Source organism: Plantactinospora sp. A48 (genome assembly GCF_055793945.1).
Genome location: NZ_JBTIXF010000068.1, coordinates 1 through 18,744, shown reverse-complemented (window position 1 = coordinate 18,744; position 18,744 = coordinate 1). Strand labels below are relative to the sequence as shown.

16 protein-coding genes and 1 tRNA gene are annotated in these 18,744 nt (G+C 69.9%); 14 read left to right on the top strand and 3 right to left on the bottom strand.

The window, feature by feature from the left end:
* Positions 1–15: 15 nt before the first annotated feature.
* A complete protein-coding gene (locus ACXN5W_RS25670; protein WP_473160944.1) occupies positions 16–2,010 on the bottom strand; it encodes an ABC transporter ATP-binding protein in 1,995 nt (664 codons plus the stop codon).
* Positions 2,011–2,200: 190 nt separating this feature from the next.
* Between ACXN5W_RS25670 and ACXN5W_RS25665 the strand changes: the two genes are divergently transcribed.
* The 5 genes from ACXN5W_RS25665 (at position 2,201) to ACXN5W_RS25645 (ending at position 5,416) form a co-directional block, all read left to right on the top strand.
* Complete coding sequence (locus tag ACXN5W_RS25665) at positions 2,201–3,004, top strand: SDR family NAD(P)-dependent oxidoreductase (protein WP_473160943.1); 804 nt, start codon at positions 2,201–2,203, stop codon at positions 3,002–3,004.
* 85 nt (positions 3,005–3,089) lie between these two features.
* On the top strand, positions 3,090–3,539 hold the full coding sequence (locus ACXN5W_RS25660; protein WP_473160942.1) for a hypothetical protein: 450 nt from the start codon (positions 3,090–3,092) through the stop codon (positions 3,537–3,539).
* A gap of 6 nt (positions 3,540–3,545) precedes the next feature.
* The gene (locus ACXN5W_RS25655; protein WP_473160941.1) at positions 3,546–4,778 is read left to right on the top strand and encodes an NRAMP family divalent metal transporter; all 1,233 of its coding nucleotides are present in this window, start codon (positions 3,546–3,548) and stop codon (positions 4,776–4,778) included.
* A 1-nt stretch (position 4,779) separates the two neighbouring features.
* Positions 4,780–5,151 carry a hypothetical protein gene (locus ACXN5W_RS25650; RefSeq protein ID WP_473160940.1) on the top strand — a complete coding sequence of 124 codons (372 nt, stop codon included), beginning with the start codon at positions 4,780–4,782 and terminating at the stop codon, positions 5,149–5,151.
* A complete protein-coding gene (locus ACXN5W_RS25645; protein WP_473160939.1) occupies positions 5,141–5,416 on the top strand; it encodes a PRC-barrel domain-containing protein in 276 nt (91 codons plus the stop codon). The genes ACXN5W_RS25650 and ACXN5W_RS25645 overlap by 11 nt, the downstream gene beginning before the upstream one ends.
* 107 nt (positions 5,417–5,523) lie before the next feature.
* On the opposite strand, the gene ACXN5W_RS25640 is transcribed toward ACXN5W_RS25645, so the two are convergent.
* A complete protein-coding gene (locus tag ACXN5W_RS25640; RefSeq protein ID WP_473160938.1) occupies positions 5,524–5,721 on the bottom strand; it encodes a hypothetical protein in 198 nt (65 codons plus the stop codon).
* A gap of 522 nt (positions 5,722–6,243) precedes the next feature.
* On the opposite strand from ACXN5W_RS25640, the gene ACXN5W_RS25635 reads away from it, so the two are divergent.
* Complete coding sequence (locus ACXN5W_RS25635; RefSeq protein WP_473160937.1) at positions 6,244–6,687, top strand: HNH endonuclease; 444 nt, start codon at positions 6,244–6,246, stop codon at positions 6,685–6,687.
* Between the two features lie 15 nt (positions 6,688–6,702).
* On the opposite strand, the gene ACXN5W_RS25630 is transcribed toward ACXN5W_RS25635, so the two are convergent.
* Complete coding sequence (locus ACXN5W_RS25630) at positions 6,703–7,287, bottom strand: TetR/AcrR family transcriptional regulator (protein WP_473160936.1); 585 nt, start codon at positions 7,285–7,287, stop codon at positions 6,703–6,705.
* Positions 7,288–7,402: 115 nt separating this feature from the next.
* On the opposite strand from ACXN5W_RS25630, the gene ACXN5W_RS25625 reads away from it, so the two are divergent.
* From ACXN5W_RS25625 to ACXN5W_RS25590, 8 genes are all read left to right on the top strand, one after another.
* Positions 7,403–9,088 carry an MDR family MFS transporter gene (locus ACXN5W_RS25625; RefSeq protein WP_473160935.1) on the top strand — a complete coding sequence of 562 codons (1,686 nt, stop codon included), beginning with the start codon at positions 7,403–7,405 and terminating at the stop codon, positions 9,086–9,088.
* Between the two features lie 216 nt (positions 9,089–9,304).
* Complete coding sequence (locus ACXN5W_RS25620) at positions 9,305–10,294, top strand: phosphatase PAP2 family protein (protein WP_473160959.1); 990 nt, start codon at positions 9,305–9,307, stop codon at positions 10,292–10,294.
* Between the two features lie 291 nt (positions 10,295–10,585).
* Positions 10,586–13,024 carry a cellulose binding domain-containing protein gene (locus ACXN5W_RS25615; protein ID WP_473160934.1) on the top strand — a complete coding sequence of 813 codons (2,439 nt, stop codon included), beginning with the start codon at positions 10,586–10,588 and terminating at the stop codon, positions 13,022–13,024.
* 38 nt (positions 13,025–13,062) lie between these two features.
* On the top strand, positions 13,063–14,586 hold the full coding sequence (locus ACXN5W_RS25610; protein WP_473160933.1) for an arabinofuranosidase catalytic domain-containing protein: 1,524 nt from the start codon (positions 13,063–13,065) through the stop codon (positions 14,584–14,586).
* Between the two features lie 268 nt (positions 14,587–14,854).
* Positions 14,855–14,926 (top strand) — tRNA-Lys (locus tag ACXN5W_RS25605).
* A gap of 113 nt (positions 14,927–15,039) precedes the next feature.
* Complete coding sequence (locus ACXN5W_RS25600) at positions 15,040–15,294, top strand: FitA-like ribbon-helix-helix domain-containing protein (RefSeq protein WP_473160932.1); 255 nt, start codon at positions 15,040–15,042, stop codon at positions 15,292–15,294.
* Entirely contained in the window at positions 15,276–15,692 is a 417-nt protein-coding gene (locus tag ACXN5W_RS25595; protein WP_473160931.1) for a type II toxin-antitoxin system VapC family toxin, read from the top strand. Before ACXN5W_RS25600 ends, ACXN5W_RS25595 begins: the two co-directional genes overlap by 19 nt.
* A 619-nt stretch (positions 15,693–16,311) precedes the next feature.
* Positions 16,312–18,549: an endo-1,4-beta-xylanase gene (locus ACXN5W_RS25590; protein ID WP_473160930.1), complete on the top strand. Its 2,238-nt coding sequence runs from the start codon at positions 16,312–16,314 to the stop codon at positions 18,547–18,549.
* The last annotated feature ends 195 nt before the right edge of the window (positions 18,550–18,744 follow it).

Genomic DNA, 18,744 nt, shown 5'->3' with positions numbered 1-18,744 from the left:
GGTGCCGGCGAACGGTCACCGCATCGGCTGCTCGAGGTATCCGCTGGCCTGGAGGTCGAACAGCTCCCGATACAGCCCGTCCGCGGCCATCAGCTCGTCGTGGTTGCCCCGCTCGACCAACTCGCCCTCGCGCAGCACGAAGATCTGGTCGGCGTGCCGGACGTTGGCCAGGCGGTGGGTGATCAGCACGACCGTGCGGTCGGGCCGCCGACGCAGGTGCTGGAAGAGCGCGTGCTCGGCGCGGGCGTCGAGCGCGGCCGACGGCTCGTCGCAGATCAGCAGCGTGGCCTCCCGGTAGATGCCGCGCGCCGCGACCAACCGCTGCCACTGGCCGCCGGAGAGGTCGTGGCCGTCCTTGAACTCGCGGTCCAGCAGCGTCCGGTAGCCGTGCGGCAGGCTCTCGATCATGTCGTGCGCGGCGGCGGACCGGGCCGCCTCCTCGACGGTCGGACCGGTCCGACCGGCTCGGTCGTGCCGGCCGACGGAGATGTTCTGCCCGGCCGTGAACGGGAACTTCCACCAGTCCTGGGTCATCACCGCCACCTGACCGGCGAGGGCGTACGGGTCGATCGACTCCGCATCGATCCCGTCCCAACGGATCGTCCCGCCGGTGGGCCGGTAGAGCCCGGCGATGAGCCGGGCCAGCGTGGTCTTGCCCGAGCCGTTCTCGCCGACCAGCGCGATCACCTGCCCCCGGCGCAGCTCCAGGCTCACCTCCGCCACCGCCGGCCGGTCGGTGTCCGGATAGCGCAGGCTGACCCGGTCCAGCTCGATGGTGTCGAAGCCGGTCACCGGGTGCTGACCGCCCGTGCTGGTCCGGCGGTGCGCCCGGTCCAGGAAGTCCAGGAAGTCCTGGTAGTAGAGCGCGTCCTCGTACAGCGAGTTGGTGGCGTGCACTGTGGTGCTCAGGCTGGACCGGGCCGTCTGCAACGCCAGCAGCGCGGTGGCGGCGGCGGCCAGCGCGACAGCGCCGTCCAGCAGCAGCGACGCGAGGACGACGTACACGGCGAGACTGGCCAGTCCGGTGGCGCTGGCGCCGCCGATCCGGGTCCAGGTCTGCGCGCGTACCAGCCGTAGCTGCGCGCGTCGCCCGATGCCCATCACCCGGCGGTACTCCCCGAGCAGGAAGTCCCGCATCTGGTACGCCCGCACCTCGGCGGCGGTGTGCCGGTTGGCCATCAGGTTGGCCAGCATCCACATCCGGCGGTGCATGGTGATCCAGCTCAGCCGGGCGAGGTACTGCCGGCGGGCCATCCGGACCGCGGTCACGGCCTCGGGCAGCGCCGCCAGCAGCAGGCAGGGCAGCAGCACCGGCTGGATCACCGCGACCGCCGCCGCGGTGGCCACCACACCGGCCAGCCCGGTGCTGAGGTTGACGGTGTGGTCGACGATCGAGGCCGCCTCGCTCATCCCGCGGTTGCGGGCCCGGTCCATCTCCTCGGCGAACCCGGCGTCGTCGAAGGCGGCCAGGTCGACCGCCGTGGTGGCACCGAACATCCGTTGCTCGACCGCGTAGTTGATCTGTGGGGTGAGTCGGGCCTGCGCCCAACCGGCGGCGATGCCCAGCCCGCCTCGGATGGTCACCGCCAACGCCGCGACGCCGAGCGCCGGAGCGGCGGCCCGGACCCGGTCCGGAGTGGGGCCTGCGGCGAACAGCTGTCGCAGCACGCTGCTCGTGGCCAGCAGGCCGAACGTGGTCATCACCCCGGCCGCGACGTTGAACCCGATCGACGCGACGGTGTCCCGGCGGCTGGTCGTCCAGGCCAGCGCGATCGCCTCGCGGACCAGTTGGGGCAGCCGGCGGGCCACCGCCCAGAAGCTGGTGTGGGCGAACGCGGTGGCGTGGTGCAGCCAGGCGCGGTCGGCGAGTTCCGGTAGCGCGCCGTCCTCCGCCGAGGTCGCCGCCGCGCTCTGCTCCTCGGCCGCGGTCTGGTCGTCCGCCGCGGTCTGTTCGTCCGCCGCCGTCTGGTCGTCCCCCGCCGTGGTCCCGCGCATCCCGGCCGTCACCATGGCGGAATGCTACGGAAGGTCACGCCTCGCTGTCGGCAGGTCACCGGCGTGTCGAACGCATGTCGGAATTTGCGCGTCGAACGCATCGATCCGCACGGTCGGCCGTGATTAACGCATCGATGTCGGGGCACGAGACGAGGAGACCGGCGCGAGGTCCGCGCCGGGTTTCGAGCAGCGGAGGGCGACACCAATGGACAACTCCTCGGCCGGTCGGCCGCTCGCGGTGGTGACCGGGGCGTCCAGCGGCATCGGGTACGAGCTGGCGAAGCAGTTCGTCGAGCACGGCTACGACCTGGTGGTCGCCGCGGAGGACGCCGAACTCGACACGGCGGTGGACAGCCTGCGCCGGGACGGTACCGCGAGCGTCACACCGGTCCGGACCGACCTCACCACGTACGACGGGGTGGAGCGGCTCTACCGGGAGATCCGTGACACCGGTCGTCCGGTCGAGGCGATCGCGCTGAACGCCGGGGTGGGTCAGGACGGCGACTTCGCCCGGCAGACCGACCTGCGCGACGAACTGGCCATCGTCGACCTGAACTGCCGGTCCACCGTCCACCTGGCCAAGCGGGTGGTGCCGGACATGGTGTCCCGGGGCGCCGGGCGGGTGCTGTTCACATCTTCGATCGCGGCCACCATGCCGGGCGCGTACCAGGCGGTCTACAACGCCTCGAAATCGTTCACGCAGTCCTTCGCGGAGGCGCTGCGCGAGGAACTGAAGGACACCGACGTCACGGTCACCGCGCTGATGCCCGGCCCGACCGACACAGAGTTCTTCGAGCGGGCGGACCTGGAGGACACTAGGCTGGCCAAGAAGAAGGACGATCCGGCCGAGGTGGCCCGGCAGGGCTTCGAGGCGATGATGAAGGGCGAGGAGAAGGTCGTCGCCGGCTCGTTCCTGAACAAGGTCCAGGTCGCCGGCGGCCGGCTGGTCCCGGACGCGATCAAGGCCAAACTGCACGGCAAGCTCGCCGAACCCGGCTCCGGGGAGTGATCGCACCCGGCGTGTCGGGGGCGGCACGCCGGGATCGCTCCCTGACGATGCGTCGGGACGCGACGGCCTGGGTATAGCCCTCGGCATGCGTCGAGGGGGAAGGATCACGGCCGCTGTCGCGGCGGTGGCGTTGATGTGGGCGGGGTTCGCGTACCAGGCGTCCCGACCGCCCGACTACGGCGACTACCACCGGAGCGCCGTGCAGGTCGCCCAGGCCACTCACGACGCCGTGCGTACCGGTTGGCTGGCCGCGCGCCAGGAACTCGCCGGGCAGGCTTTCCCGACGTACACCCAGGTCGCCTTCGACGACGCGGCGAAGGCGCTGGCCGGCGCGAACCGTAAGTTCGCCGCGCAGCCGCCGCCGGACGAGCGGGCCCGGGCGCTGCGGGACGACCTGGTGCCGCTGCTGGCCAGCGCCACCGTCCTGCTCGGCGACGCGGCGGGCGCCACCGACGACGCGGCGCTGCGACGCGCGGTCGACGGGCTGGCCGAGTTGGCCGACCGGCTCGACGACTTCCGTACGGCGCACGGGTAGGCCGGGATGAAGCGGTTCTTCGCCATCGCCCTGGGCATCCTCACCGCCATCGGCGGCTTCGTCGACATCGGCGACATCGTGGCGAACGCCGAGGCCGGAGCCCGGTTCGGCCTCGCGCACGCGTGGGTGCTCCTGGTGGGCATCGTGGGCATCTGCGTGTACGCCGAGATGGCCGGCCGGGTCACCGTGGTGAGCGGCCGGCCGGTCTTCGATCTGGTACGCGAGCGGCTGGGGCCCCGGGTGGCGCTGGCCAACCTGGCCGGCTCGCTGCTGGTCACGGTGCTCACCCTGGGCGCCGAGATCGGCGGTGTCGGCCTGGCCCTGCAACTGGCCACCAGCGTCAACTACCTGCTCTGGGTGCCGGTGGTCGCGGTGGTGCTCTGGGTCGCGCTGTGGCGGGTCAAGTTCAGCCTGCTGGAGAACCTGTTCGGGATCACCGGGCTGACCCTGGTGGTCTTCCTGATCGCGCTGTGGCACCTCGGCCCGGACGCCGGCGAGCTGTGGCGGCAGGCCAGCCACCCCGGGCCGACCGAGGGTGAGGACTGGGGGACCTACTGGTTCCTGGCGGTGGCCCTGTTCGCCTCGGCGCTCACCCCGTACGAGGTGTTCTTCTTCTCCTCGGGTGGCGTGGAGGAGCGGTGGACCACCAGGGACCTGATCACCAGCCGGGTGAACGTGTTCCTCGGCTTTCCGCTCGGCGGACTGCTCGCCTTCGCGCTGATGGCCACCTCGGCCACCCTGTTCCACCCGCTGTCCACCTCGGTCGACGCGCTCTCCCAGGTGGCCATGCCGGTGGCGGTCTCGCTGGGCAAGCTCGGGCTGGCCGCCGCGATCCTCGGCTTCTTCGCGGCCACCTTCGGCGCGGCCATGGAGACCGGGCTGTCCACCGGCTACACCGTGGCGCAGTACTTCGGCTGGTCGTGGGGCAAGCTGCGCCGACCGCACGAGGCCGCGCGGTTCCACGTGGTGGTGATGATCGGCATCCTGGTCGGGGTGGGCGTGCTGCTGACCACGATCGACCCGATCCAACTCACCGAGTACACCCTGGTGTTCAGCGCGGTCGCGCTGCCGCTGACGTACCTGCCGATCCTGGTGGTGGCGAACGACCGGGGCTATCTGGGCCGGCGGGTCAACGGACCGGTGGCCAACGCTTTCGGAATGCTCTATCTGGTCATCGTGCTCGTCGCGGCGGTCGCCGCGATCCCGCTGATGATCGGCACCCGGATGGGAGGCGGCTGACATGCTGATCGGCTTCGACCTGCTCGACCGGCAGATCCTGGACAGCGACGGTGAACCCGTCGGCAAGGTGGACGACCTGGAACTGGCCCTCGACGACGACGGCCGGCCGTACGTGGCGGCGTTGCTGGTCGGCCAGCAGGCGCTCGGCGCCCGGATCGGCGGTGGCCTGGGCAACTGGCTGGGCTCCGTCGCGCGCCGGCTCGCGGCCGACCCCGAGCGGGGACCCATCCGGATCGACATGGCGGAGGTCGCCGAGGTGAACAGCGCCGTCAACCTGCGGGTACGGCGGGAACTGCTGCCCGACCCGGCGCTGGAGGTCTGGCTGCGCGACCACGTGATCGACCGCATCCCGGGGTCCTCCCATGCCTCCTGAGGAACTGCGGGTCGGTGCCCTGCTCGGTCGGGTGGTCCGGGACGCCGACGGCAACGAGTTGGGTCGGGTCGCCGATCTGGTCACCGAGCGGCGTCCGGACGGTCGCGAGGAGGTGGTGGCCGCGATCGTCACCGCCGGGCGTTGGGGCCGGCTGCTCGGCTACGAACGCGCCGAGGTGGTCGGGCCGTGGCTGCTGGAACAGCTCGCCCGCCGGGTGTTGCGCCGGCACACCACCCGGATCGCCTGGGCCGACCTGCGCTGGTGACGACGCGCCGAGCCCTGGTTCGGGCCCGACGCAGGACCGGAGGCGGCGTTGAGCCTGGCGGGTCGTTGGCGCCGGGGTGGTCGTCCTCGCCGGCGTCGGGGGACCGCCTACTGGAGCGCGCCGATCACGGTCAGGCCGGCGCAGAGCAGCACCAGCGTCGCGATCGCCGCGATGGCGACGTACTTCTTGAGTCGCGGGCGGTCGGTGAGCGGCCCGGTCGGATGTATCGACCCGATCGGTAGGTGCCGGGACGGGCCGCCGGGAACGTCGGGGATGTTCGGGCCGAAGCCCTGGTCGTTACTCATGCTGTGAGTGTGCTCGGCTCCGTCAATGGCTGATCTGTGGAGATGATCCTCTCCGGTTGGATCGGAAATGCGATTGCTCCGGCCGCGGGACGGTCGTACGGTGATCGAGCAAGGTCAACGAGGGAAAAACGGGGGGCGCACGGTGTTGTGCGAGCGGACGAGCGGTTCGGCGCGATGGTCGCCGGTCGGTTGGTCGCTGGTCGGCACGGCTGCATGCTGCGCGGACCGGTGGCACGAGCGGTCGCGGCGGTGGTGCGCATAGCGCACGCACCAAGCGTCGAGCCGCCCACCCGGAACCACGGTAGGGCGGTTTTTTCATATCACGAGACAATGACCTGCATCGATTTATAGGCCTCGCGGGGGAACGGGGGGAACCGGGCCGGGAGACAGGGTGGGGCAGCCCGCTCCCGGTCCGGTTCGCGGGGACCGATCCGCCGACCCCGAGCCCGCTGATCCGCAAGCCGCCCGCCCGGGGTCGCTGACCCGGGGTGCTGCCCCGGCCGACGACGAAGGGAGGGCCCGGTGACCGCCGTACTCGTACTCAACGCCGACCTGGGACCGCTGCACCGGGTCCCGCTGAAACACGCGATCCGGATGCTGCTGCGTCAGGTCGCGGAGATCCACGAGGCCGAGCCGGACCGGCTCATCGGGGTCTTCCCGGTGCCCCGGGTGCTGCGGCTGGTCCGGTACGTGGTCACCCGCTGGCGGTACGCCGCCGGACCCTCCTGGTCCCGTTCCGGTGTGCTGCGTCGGGACGGTAACCGTTGTGGCTACTGCGGGGCGTCGGCCACCACCGTCGACCACATCCGGCCGCGCTCCCGGGGTGGCCGCAACACCTGGGGCAACACCGTCGCCGCGTGCTACCCGTGCAACCAGCGCAAGGCGGACCGTACGCCGGGCGAGGCGGGGATGCGGCTGCTGGTCCGGCCGCTGGTCCCGACCTGGACGGTGCTGGCGCTGCACTGAGGACCATGCCGCCGGTCAGGTCGGGTGGATGTGCGACAGGGCGTCCTCGACCACCTCGTCGAGCGACCGTTCGGGGTGGTCGATCCAGTGCAGGGTGCCGGCGCGCAGCGCGGCCAGGAAGGTGGCCGCGAGTACCCGGGAACGCAGCTCGGTGCCGTCCCCGCGCGGTGTCCGGTCGGCGAGCGCGGTGGCCAGGTCCCGCTCGACGGCGCCGTACATGGCGATCTGCTGGGCGGCCAGCCCGGGATGACCGCCGATGAGTCGCCGGCGGGTCAGCCAGTCCGGGTCGACCTCGGCGGTGTCGGCGAGGAATCGTGCGGCGGTGCGGCGCAGCGCCGTCCAGGGTTCCTCGCCGGCCGGCCGGGACCGGATCAGCTCGATCAACTCGCGTAGCCGGGCGAGGTCGGCGTGCAGGAGGGCCTCTTCCTTGTTGGCGAAGTAGTTCGAGAAGGTCCGCCGGGAGAGACCCGCCGCGTCGGCGATGGCCTCGACGGTGAGCCGGTCCAGGCCGTGTTCGAGGGCGAGTCTCAGCGCGGCCTCGTGCAGCGCCTGCCGCGTCGCGGCCTTCTTCCGCTCCCGGAGCCCCACGGTCGCCACCACGTCCGGCAGTCTACGGCCGGGTGATGCGGTTCTCACTGGGCAAAGTTGCCCATAGGGCAAGATCCGTGGAAACTTGCACGAGGCAACCATCTGTGCGGGAGGCGACGTGGAACCGATGAGTCACCGGCGAACCCTGGAGGCGCTGAGCGGCCTGCTGCTGGTGCTCTTCGTCGCCATGCTGAGCAGCACCGTGGTCTCCACCGCGCTGCCCAGGATCATCGGCTCGCTGAACGGCTCGCAGACCCAGTACACCTGGGTGGTCACCGCGACCCTGCTGACGGCGACCGCCACCACGCCGATCTGGGGCAAGCTCGCCGACCTGTTCAACAAGAAGGCGCTGGTCCAGATCGCCATCGTCGTCTTCATCGCCGGCTCGGCCATCGCCGGCTTCAGCCAGAGCGCCGGCCAGCTCATCGCCGCCCGCGCGTTCCAGGGCATCGGTGTCGGCGGCCTCCAGGCGCTGGTCCAGGTCGCCATCGCCGCGATGATCCCGCCCCGGGAACGCGGCAGGTACAACGGCTATCTCGGCGGGGTGATGGCCCTGGCCACCGTGGGTGGACCGTTGCTCGGCGGCCTCATCGTGGACACCTCCTGGCTCGGCTGGCGCTGGTGCTTCTTCGTCGGGGTACCGGTCGCGATCGTCGCGTTGATCGTGCTCCAGGCCACGCTGCACCTGCCCACCCTGCGGCGGGAGAACGTGAAGATCGACTACCTGGGCGCCGGCCTCATCGCGGCGGGCGTCAGCCTGCTGCTCATCTGGGTCTCGTTCGTCGACAGCTCGTTCGGCTGGCTCTCCTGGCAGACCGCCGCCATGGTCGGCGGCTCGCTGCTGCTGCTCGCCCTCGCCGGGTACGTCGAGTCCCGCGCCGCCGAGCCGGTCGTACCGCTCAAGATCGTCCGGCAACGCACCACCGCGCTGGCCATCCTGGGCAGTCTCGCGGTCGGCATGGCCATGTTCGGCGGCGCGGTCTTCCTCGGGCAGTACTTCCAGATCGGCCGTGGCTACAGCCCCACCGAGGCGGGGCTGCTGACCATCCCGCTGATGGCCGGCGTACTGGTCGCCTCGATCGTGTCCGGGCAGTTCATCACCCGCACCGGCCGGATCCGGCCGTACGTCATCACCGGCATGATCGTCCTGGTCGGCGGGTTCGGGCTGCTCAGCACGATCGACCACCAGACCTCGCTGGTCTACGTCGGCGCGGGCATGTTCCTGGTCGGTACGGGCGTCGGCATGACCATGCAGAACCTCGTACTCGCTGTGCAGAACACGGTGGCGCTGCGCGACATCGGTGCCGCCAGCGCGACTGTGGCATTCTTCCGTTCGCTGGGCGGCGCGGTCGGGGTCTCGGTCCTCGGCGCGGTGCTGGCGCACCGGGTCACCGACCGGATCACCCATGACCTGACCGCGCTCGGCGTCCCGCCCGCCGCCTCGGAGGGCTCCAGCACGCTGAACCTCGGCTCGCTGCCGGCACCGATCCTGCACATCGTGCGGGCCGCGTACGGCGACGCCACCGGGCACATCTTCCTGATCTCGGCCGCCGTCGCGGTGGTCGGTCTGCTGGCGGCGCTGCTGCTCAAGCAGATCACCCTGCGAACCAGTCTGGACCTGCCGGACCGGGGGCCCTCGACCGGCGCTCCCGACGACCCGGCCGTAGCCGGCTCGCCGGCCGCTGCCCCGGTCGGCGTCGCTGCCCCGGTCGGTGTCGCCACGGGTGTCCCGGTCGGGCGCTCGGCCCGGAACCTCGACCGTCGGCCTGACCGGGACGGTGGCGGGACCACGCGGGTTGCCCGGTCCGACTAAGTTGATCAGGTGCCCACACCGTGCTGGTCGGCCGGGGTGGGCGCCGGCACCGCCCGCCCGGTCGACCTTCGGCCGCGCGTGGCGGACGGGCTGAGCAGGGACCGTCGAGCACCCCGGGGGCGAGGTGACGGCCGGTCCCGTTGGCGGTCAACGGGGGGAACACCGTCATGATCCCATCCTGGGGGCCCTGATCGGAGGGGATCGGCCTTGAGCCTGGTGCGCGACCGGACGGTGGGGGAAGCGGTCGGGACCGACCGGACGGTGGGGACGGGTGGCGACACCCGGGCCAGACCACGGCTGCGGGCCGCGGTCCGGGAGGTGCTGCTGGTGGCGGTGCTGTTCCTGGCGTACAAGATCGGCCGGTTCGCGGTCGACAGCCATGTGACGGAAGCCATCGCGAACGCCTGGACGGTCTGGGACATCGAGCGTCACCTGGGGCTGCCGACCGAGGTCGCCGTACAACACCTGATCATCGATCACCGACCGCTGGTGCGGGCCGCCAACATGTACTACGCCTACGTCCACTTCCCGGCCACCGCCCTGTGCCTGGTCTGGACGTACCTGCGGCGCCCCACCCACTACCGGTGGAGCCGCCGGATGCTCGCCTGCCTGACCGCGGCGGCGCTGGTGCTGCACGTGCTCATGCCGCTGGCCCCGCCACGCATGCTGACCGCCACCGGCATGGTCGACACCGGCCGGATCTTCGGACCGGCCGTGTACGGCTCGCCGAGCAGCGACACCCTGTCCAACCAGTACGCGGCCATGCCGTCCCTGCACGTCGGCTGGGCCGTCGCGGTGGCGGTGACGCTGATCGTCGCCACCCGTGGCCGGTGGCGGTGGCTCTGGCTGCTGCATCCGCTGCTCACCCTCACCGTGGTGGTGTCCACCGGCAACCACTACTGGTTGGACGCGATCGTCGCCGTGACGTTGCTGGCGTTCGTACTCCTGCTGCTGCCGCGACCGCCCCAGCACCGGGTGGCTGGAACGGGAGTCCGGCGACGGGCCTCGGTCCCGCACGCCGACCGGGGCGCGACAACCTGGACCGGCGACGTGTCGTGGACCGGTGACGTACCGGAGGCCGTGGAGGCGGCCCTCGGTCCGATCGTCGCCGACCCGGGCCCGACGGTGGTCCTGGCACCGATCGGCGCCACCGGGCCGGCCGATCCGGAGGTCCCGACGCCGAAGCAGCGGGTCTCCTGGGATTAAGCCCGCCTATCTACGTGCGGGTTCCGGCACTGAGCCCGGCCATTCACCTCTAATCGCCCGCGGTCGCCCTGTTCGGACCCGGGGCCCCGGGCTGAAGACCGGTCTGTTCGTGCTTGCGCGCGACAAGATTGACTGGTATCCATGAGTGGTTAGTGCGCAGGATGTCTGGCACCCGGGCTGCCAGATGAATCGTACTCTTTCCGGTCAGGGCAACCGGGACACCCGCCAGGTCGGACGGTGGCCATGCCGCGCCCCGCACCGCTGGCCCAGTCATTCAGGTTAGGAGCCCCGGTGCAGCTACCCCGTCAACCGTCCCGGAGATCGGTGCTGGCCGGCGTCGCCGCCGCCACCGTTTTCGTGGCCGGCGTCGTCGCCATGGCCGGCGCCGCCCAGGCGGCCGCCACCACCATCTACGTCTCGCCATCCGGCACCGGTAGCACCTGCTCGGCCGCCGAGCCATGCTCGCTCTCGGGCGCGCAGGCGGCGGTCCGGGCACTGGTCGCCGGCATGTCGGACGATATCGTCGTACAACTCTCCGACGGGGTTTACCGGACTCCTTCGGTGTTAACGTTCACATCTGCGGATTCCGGTACGAACGGCCACACCGTGCGCTGGCAGGCCGCCCCGGGCGCGCGCCCGACGATCAGCGGTGCGAAGCAGGTCACCGGCTGGTCCGTGGCGGACTCCGGCAAGAACATCTGGCGGGCCAGCGTCGGGACCGGGCTGGAGGCCCGGCAGCTGTACGTCAACGGCGCGCTGGCAACCCGGGCACGCACCCAGGTGAACCGGTCGGACTTCACCGCCTCCGGCACCGGCCTGCGGTTCACCAACAGCAACCTGAACTACCTGAACAACCTTGCCAACCAGAGCCGGGTCGAGGTCGAGGCGATCAACTCGTTCACCGACCGGTACTCGCCGGTGCAGAGCATCAGCGGCGGCATGATGACCATGAAGCAGCCGGCGTGGAACAACAACGGGTTCGGCTACGACACGTTCACCAGCCCCTACCGGGCCGGACCGATGTACCTGGAGAACGCCTACGAGTTCCTCGACTCGGCCGGTGAGTGGTACGTCAACACCGGCACCGGCACGCTCTACTACATCCCCCGGTCGGGGGAGAACATGAGCAGCGTCGACGTGGAGTTCCCGCTGCTGCAATCCCTGGTGCAGGTGGGCGGCTCGTACGCCTCGCCCGCGCACCACATCGCGTTCTCCGGAATCACGTTCACCGGCACCAGTTGGCTGGGCCCCAGCAGCAACCAGGGCTTCGTCGACCAGCAGACCGGGTCGTACATCTCCGGCAACTGGTCGTGGCCCGGCTTCGGCTCCTGCAACTTCGGCTGCACCCAGTTCGAGGCGGCCCGACCGCACTGGAACCAGATGCCCGGCGCGGTCCAGGTGTCCGCCGCGAACAACATCACCTTCAGCGAGGACCAGTTCGTCAACCTGGGCCAGACGGCGATGGGGATCGGAAACGACGCCAACGCCCACGGCACCGGCGTCGGACTGGGCGCCAGCTCCATCACGGTCACCCGTTCGGTGTTCCAGCGGAACTCGGCCGGCGCGGTAGTGGCCGGCGGGGTGCAGGCCGACGCGCACCACCCGAGCGACTCGCGGATGGTCAACCGCGACCTCACCTTCAGCAACAACGTGGTCCACGACATCGGCCTCGACTACCGGGGCATCACCTCGTTCCTGCCGACGTACGTCACCAACGCGACCATCACGCACAACGAGATCTACAACCTGCCGTACCTGGGTATCGGGGTCGGCTACGGATGGGGCGCCAACGACGCCGGCGGCAGCAACGACTACCAGAACCGAGGGCTGTACAACTACCAGCCCCGCTACAGCACGGCCACCACGGCGTCGAACTACCAGGTGACCGGCAACTACGTACACGACGTCATGCAGCAGATGAATGACGGAGCGTGCATCTACACCCTGTCGGCCAACCAGGGCGCGACGATCAGCGGCAACTACTGCCTGCGGACCAACGGGTACTTCGGGCTCTACTTCGACGAGGGCTCCCGCTACTACAACACGACGAACAACGTGTTCTCCTCCATCGGCAGCATGGCGCACGCCAACTACCAGGGCGGGAACAACACCGGTGACCTCAGGCTGACCAACAACTGGTCCACGAACGGCGGCACGGACGTCACCAACGGCGACCACCGCAACACCGTCTCCGGGAACGTCACGGTCACCAACAACAACTGGCCGTCCGGCGCCCAGGCCGTGATGGCCGCGGCCGGAGTCCAGGCCGCACCGCCCACCACCGCGCCACCCACCACCGCACCGCCCACGACCGCACCGCCCACCACCGCGCCACCCACGACCGCGCCGCCCACCACCGCTCCGCCGACGACGGCGCCGCCCACGAGTGCACCGCCCACCAGCACCCCGCCGACCACCTCGGGGCCCGGTTCCGGATGCACCGCCAGCTACCGGGTCATCAACTCCTGGTCCGGAGGCTTCCAGGGCGAGGTGTCCGTCACCAACAGCGGTAACTCCACCCTGACCGGGTGGACGGTCCGCTGGACGTTCCCCACCGGGCAGACCATCACCCAGGCGTGGAACGGCACGTACACCCAGACCGGAGCCGACGTGACGGTCACCAACGTCAGCTACAACGGCTCGCTCGGCCCCGGCCAGTCCACCACCTTCGGCTTCCTGGCCAACTCGGGCAGCACCAACACCGCCCCCTCGACCCTGTCCTGCGGCTGACCATGCCAGCACCGCGGAAACGACACCTAAGGAGTTCCATGAAACCGAGAAATCGGCTCTGGCTGGCGGCTGGGATGGCCGCCGTGGTCGGAGTGTACGGAGCCGTCACCGTCGGATCGGCCCAGGCCGCGACGGGCTGCTCGGTCAACTACACCGTGAGTTCGTCCTGGCCCGGCGGCTTCAACACCAACGTCATCATCAACAACCTCGGCGACGCGATCAGCAACTGGCGACTGACCTGGTCGTTCAGCGGGGGCCAGACCATCACCCAGTACTGGAACGCCACCATCACCCAGTCCGGCGGCGCCGTCACCGCGACCAACCTCTCCTACAACGGCAGCATCCCCGCCGGCGGGAACACGAACTTCGGCTTCAACGGCTCCGCGACCGGCGGCAACCCCGTACCCACGGATTTTGCCCTCAACGGCGTCCTGTGCAACGGCCCGGTGACCCCGCCGCCGACCAGCGCCCCGCCGACCAGTGCCCCGCCGACGAGCGCGCCGCCCACGAGCGCCCCGCCGACCAGCGCGCCGCCCACGAGCGCCCCGCCGACGAGTGCCCCGCCGACGTCCGCCCCGCCGGTCACCGCGCTGCCCTGTGACCTGTACGCCGCCGGCGGCACGCCGTGTGGAACCGCGCACAGCACCGTCCGGGCGCTGTACGCCGCCTACAACGGGCCGCTCTACCAGGTACAGCGCGCGTCGGACAAGACGTACCGGGACATCGGCGTGCTGTCCGCGGGCGGCTACGCCAACGGTGCGACGCAGGACACGTTCTGCGCGAACACGTCCTGCACGATCACCAAGATCTACGACCAGACCGCGTACCACAACGACCTGCCGGTCTCCTGGGGTGGTCTGTGGAAGGGCAGCGGGCCGAACGGCTCGGACAGCCCGGCGAACGCCAAGGCCCTCCCGCTGACCGCGGGCGGACACCGGGTGTACGGCGTCAAGATCGACCCGGGCATGGGCTACCGGGTCGACAACGCCAAGGGCGTGCCGACGGGGGCGCAGCCGGAGGGCATGTACATGGTGACCTCGTCGAACTACACCAGCGGATACTGCTGCTTCGACTACGGCAGCGGTGTGAACAACCACACCGACGCCGGCAACGGCACGATGGCCGCGATCTACTGGGGCACCGCCTGCTGGTTCGGGGACTGGGGAAACAACCCCTGCGTCGGCACCGGCCCCTGGGTGGAGGCCGATCTGGAGAACGGCATGTTCCACACCAACACCGGCTCCAACAAGGACCCGAACAACCAGGGCGTGCATCTCCCGTTCGTCAGCGCCTGGCTGAAGGAGAACGGCACGACGAACTTCACCCTGAAGTACGGCAACGCCAACAGCGGCGGCCTGACCAGACCTTTCTCCGGACCGCTGCCGTCCAACGGGTACTCGCCGATGAAGATCGGCAACTCGATCCTGCTGGGCACCGGCGGTGACAACAGCCCGAACGGCAAGGGCTACTTCTTCGAGGGCGCCGTGGCCATCGGCTACCCCACCGACGCCACCGAGAGTGCCGTGCAGGCCAACATCACCTCCGTCGGCTACCAGTTCTGACGACGGGAGTGCCCGGCGGCAGGGCGACGTCCCACCAGCCCTGCCGCCGGGGACCCCGGCCGGACAACCGGCCGCGAACAACGGCGGACCCAGCCCCCCGAGCAGCCTCCCGGGCGGCCGGGTCCGCCGTCACGCTGGGATCTCATCGGTACGTATGCTGAGCATCCGATGGGCCGCCGTGCTGGCCGTGCGGAACCTGTTGGCCCGTTCAGCACTGACCGGAACTGTTCGGATCTCACCCCTCGGCGTCGGGTAACCTGACGCACGCGGGCCGCTAGCTCAATGGCAGAGCTGTGGACTTTTAATCCATAGGTTCAGGGTTCGAGTCCCTGGCGGCCCACGGACTTCTCTGACCTGCGGTTCTTCGCCATGCCGCAGTCGTCATGCGAACCGGTTGATCGAAGCTTCGGATCTTTCCTGGCGAGCAAGTGATGCTGCATGCATAATGAATGCATGGTCGCTCTCCAGATTCGGGACGTGCCGGAAGAGGTGCGAGACGCCCTGGCGGCCCAGGCCAAGGCACGCGGGCAGTCACTCCAGGCGTACCTGCTGGAGCTGGTGGAGACGCAGGCTCGACGACTACGCAACACGGCGGCCCTTGACCGCTTCGCCGGCCGATCGGACGGTACTCGCTCCCTGCCGGGGGAGAGCGCAGCCGAGTTGAATGACCAGCGGGAGCAGCGCGGACCATGGGGAAGCGCCGCATGATCGTCGTGGACGCGTCGGTTCTGGCCGACGCCCTGGTCGACGACGGGCCAGTTGGCGACGCGTCGCGGGCGGAACTGGCCGGAGATCCGCACTGGGCGGCGCCGAGACACCTGCTGGTCGAGGTCATGTCGGTGATCAGAGGCAAGGTCCTCGGGGGGAAACTCGGTCTTGCTCGGGCTCAGGAGGCGATCGACACCCTGCCCTCGCTGGTCATCGACGAGGTTGGCGTCGCCATGCTGCTTGACCGGATGTGGCAGTTGCGGGGCAATGTCACGGCGTACGACGCGGCTTATGTCGCGGTGGCGGAGTTGCTGGCCTGCCCGCTCGTGACCGGGGACGGGCGCCTCACCAAGGCCAGCGGCGTCCACTGTGAGATTCGGCTGCTCGCGGCGTCCTGACGGTGCCCGCCCGAGGATCATCGGCCTGACGCCTGTGGGCCGGCCAACCTGAGTGGAAGCGGATCGCCAGCGATCGTCGCGGTGTGGCTCGCATGCTGGTGCCTCCGGCCTATCTGCCGCGTTGAGCTGCTGACATGCGGCAGCGAGGCCCCTGTTCGGTGAGCCGAAACGGATCCGGAACGCGCCGCTCAGCCGGCAGCGTGTCCGGGCTGTCCGGGGTGTCCAGGGTCCGGCCGTGAGCTGGTGACCCCTGGGACGGATGGTCGGATCCCGATCGGCAGCAGCGCCTTGACCAGGGCTGGTGAACCAGTTCCCGTCCCCAGGTGGATCACGGCCCGATCCGCCGGTGAGCCGGATTGTCCGCTTCATCTTCCGGAAGGTTTTCGGAAAACATTGCCGCGCCGGCAACGATCTGGCAACATCGGCGAGACATCGACACCCTCGTATATGTTCGGGTCGCCGCGACGGTCGGGCAATCCGGACATCAGTCAGAAAGGAGGCCATGATGGCAGAGATCCCGCCTGTGCATCATGGCAATACCTGGCGGAAACGATCGCCGATCGGCAGAGTCTTCCTCGCCGGCGCGGCCAGCATGGTCACCGCGTTGACGATCACGGTCATGGTCCCGAACGCCAACGCCGCCGCGACCACTCTGGGCGCCGCGGCGGCGCAGTCGGGTCGGTATTTCGGTACGGCCATCGCCGGCAGCAGGTTGGGTGACTCCACCTACACGACGATCGCGGCGCGTGAGTTCAACATGGTCACCGCCGAGAACGAGATGAAGCCGGACGCGACGGAGCCGAACCAGAACCAGTTCAACTTCTCCGCCGGGGATCAGATCTACAACTGGGCCACGCAGCGTGGGATGCAGGTGCGGGGTCACACTCTGGCCTGGCACGGGCAGCAGCCGGGTTGGATGCAACGTCTGTCCGGTAGCGCCCTGCGTAGTGCGATGATCAACCACATCAACGGGGTGATGGCGCACTACAAGGGCAAGCTCGCCGCGTGGGATGTGGTGAACGAGGCGTTCAACGAGGACGGTAGCCGTCGGCAGTCGAACCTGCAGGGCACCGGCAACGACTGGATCGAGGTCGCGTTCAGGACCGCGCGGGCGGCTGATCCGGGGGTGAAGCTCTGCTACAACGACTACAACATCGAGAACTGGAGTTACGCGAAGACGCAGGGCGTCTACCGGATGATCCAGGACTTCAAGTCCCGGGGGGTGCCGGTTGACTGTGTGGGTTTCCAGACGCACTTCACCGGTGGTAGTTCCCTGCCGGGCAACTTCCAGCAGACGCTGTCGAGTTTCGCCGCCCTGGGGGTGGATGTGGCGTTGACGGAGGTCGACGTCACCAACTCTTCCACGACGCAGTATGCGGGTCTGACTCAGGCGTGTATGAACGTGCAGCGGTGTATCGGTATCACCGTGTGGGGTGTGCGGGACAGTGACTCCTGGCGTTCCGGGGAGAACCCGCTGTTGTTCGACGGTGGGGGTAACAAGAAGGCCGCGTACACCTCGGTGTTGAACGCCCTCAACGCGGCGGGACCCGGCCCGACCAACTCGCCGACCGGCGGCCCCTCGCCGACCAGTTCGCCGACCCCCACCTCCGGACCGACCACGCCGCCACCGAGCGGTGGCGCCGGCCGGATCCTCGGTGTCCAGTCGGGCCGCTGCATCGACGTGCCCAACGCCTCCCAGAGCAATGGGACCCGGGTGCAGTTGTACGACTGCAACGGCCAGTCGAACCAGCAGTGGACGTACACGTCGAGCAGGCAACTGACCGTGTACGGCAACATGTGCCTCGACGCGGCCGGCTCCGGCAACAGCGCGGCGGTCCAGATCTACAGCTGCAACGGCCAGACCAACCAGCAGTGGAACATCAACTCCAACGGCACCATCAGCGGCGTGCAGTCCGGCCGCTGCCTCGACGTCTGGGGCACCGCCAACGGCCAGCAGGTCCAGCTCTACGACTGCCACGGGCAGACCAACCAGCAGTGGCAGTTCTCCGGTGGCTCCACGCCGCCCACGAGCGCGCCGCCGACGAGCGCCCCGCCGACCACGGCCCCGCCCGGGGAGAACCCGTACCAGCGCGGCCCCGACCCCACCGTCTCCAGCGTCGCGGCCGCGTACGGACCCTTCGCCACCGCGCAGCTGACCGTGTCGCCCGGAAACGGCTTCAACGGGGGGTTCATCTACTACCCGACCGACACCAGTCACACCTACGGCGCGGTCGCGATCGTGCCGGGCTACACCGCCAAGTTCGCCAACGAAGAGGCCTGGATGGGTCCGCGACTCGCCTCGTTCGGGTTCGTCGTGATCGGCATCGAGACCAACAGCCTCAACGACTTCGACACCGCCCGCGGTACCCAGTTGCTCGCCGGGCTGGACTACCTGGTCAACCAGAGCGCGGTACGCGACCGGGTCGACCGTAACCGGCTGGCCGTCATCGGCCACTCGATGGGCGGCGGCGGTGCCCTCTACGCGGCGTCCCAGCGGTCGTCGCTGAAGGCCGCGATCGGGCTGGCACCCTACAAGCCCTCCGGCAACCTCTCCAGCGACCAGGTGCCGACCCTGATCGTCGGTGGCCAGAACGACACCACCGTCACCCCGTCCTACCTGGACGGTCTCTACCCGAGCCTGCCGTCCTCGGTCCCCGGGGCCTACTTCATGCTCTCCAACGCCGACCATCTCTACTTCACCCGAGCCAACGACATCGAGCTGCGCAGCCAGATCTCGTGGCTGAAGATCTTCGTCGACAACGACACCCGCTACTCCCAGTTCATGTGCCCGACGGTGAAGGACACCACGGGCGTCTCGCGGTCGAGCGTCAGGTGCTCGCTGGTGCCGACCGCCTGAGAGGCGGTTCCGACCCGACGCCTCGCCAGTTGCACCTGGCAAGGTGAGCCCGGCCCGGGGGGGGGGGGGGGGGGGGGGGGGGGGGGGGGGGGGGGGGGGGGGGGGGGGGGGGGGGGAGAGAGGGGGGGGGGGGGGGGGGGGGGGGGGGGGGGGGGGGGGGGGGGGGGGGGGGGGGGGGGGGGGGGGGGGGGGGGG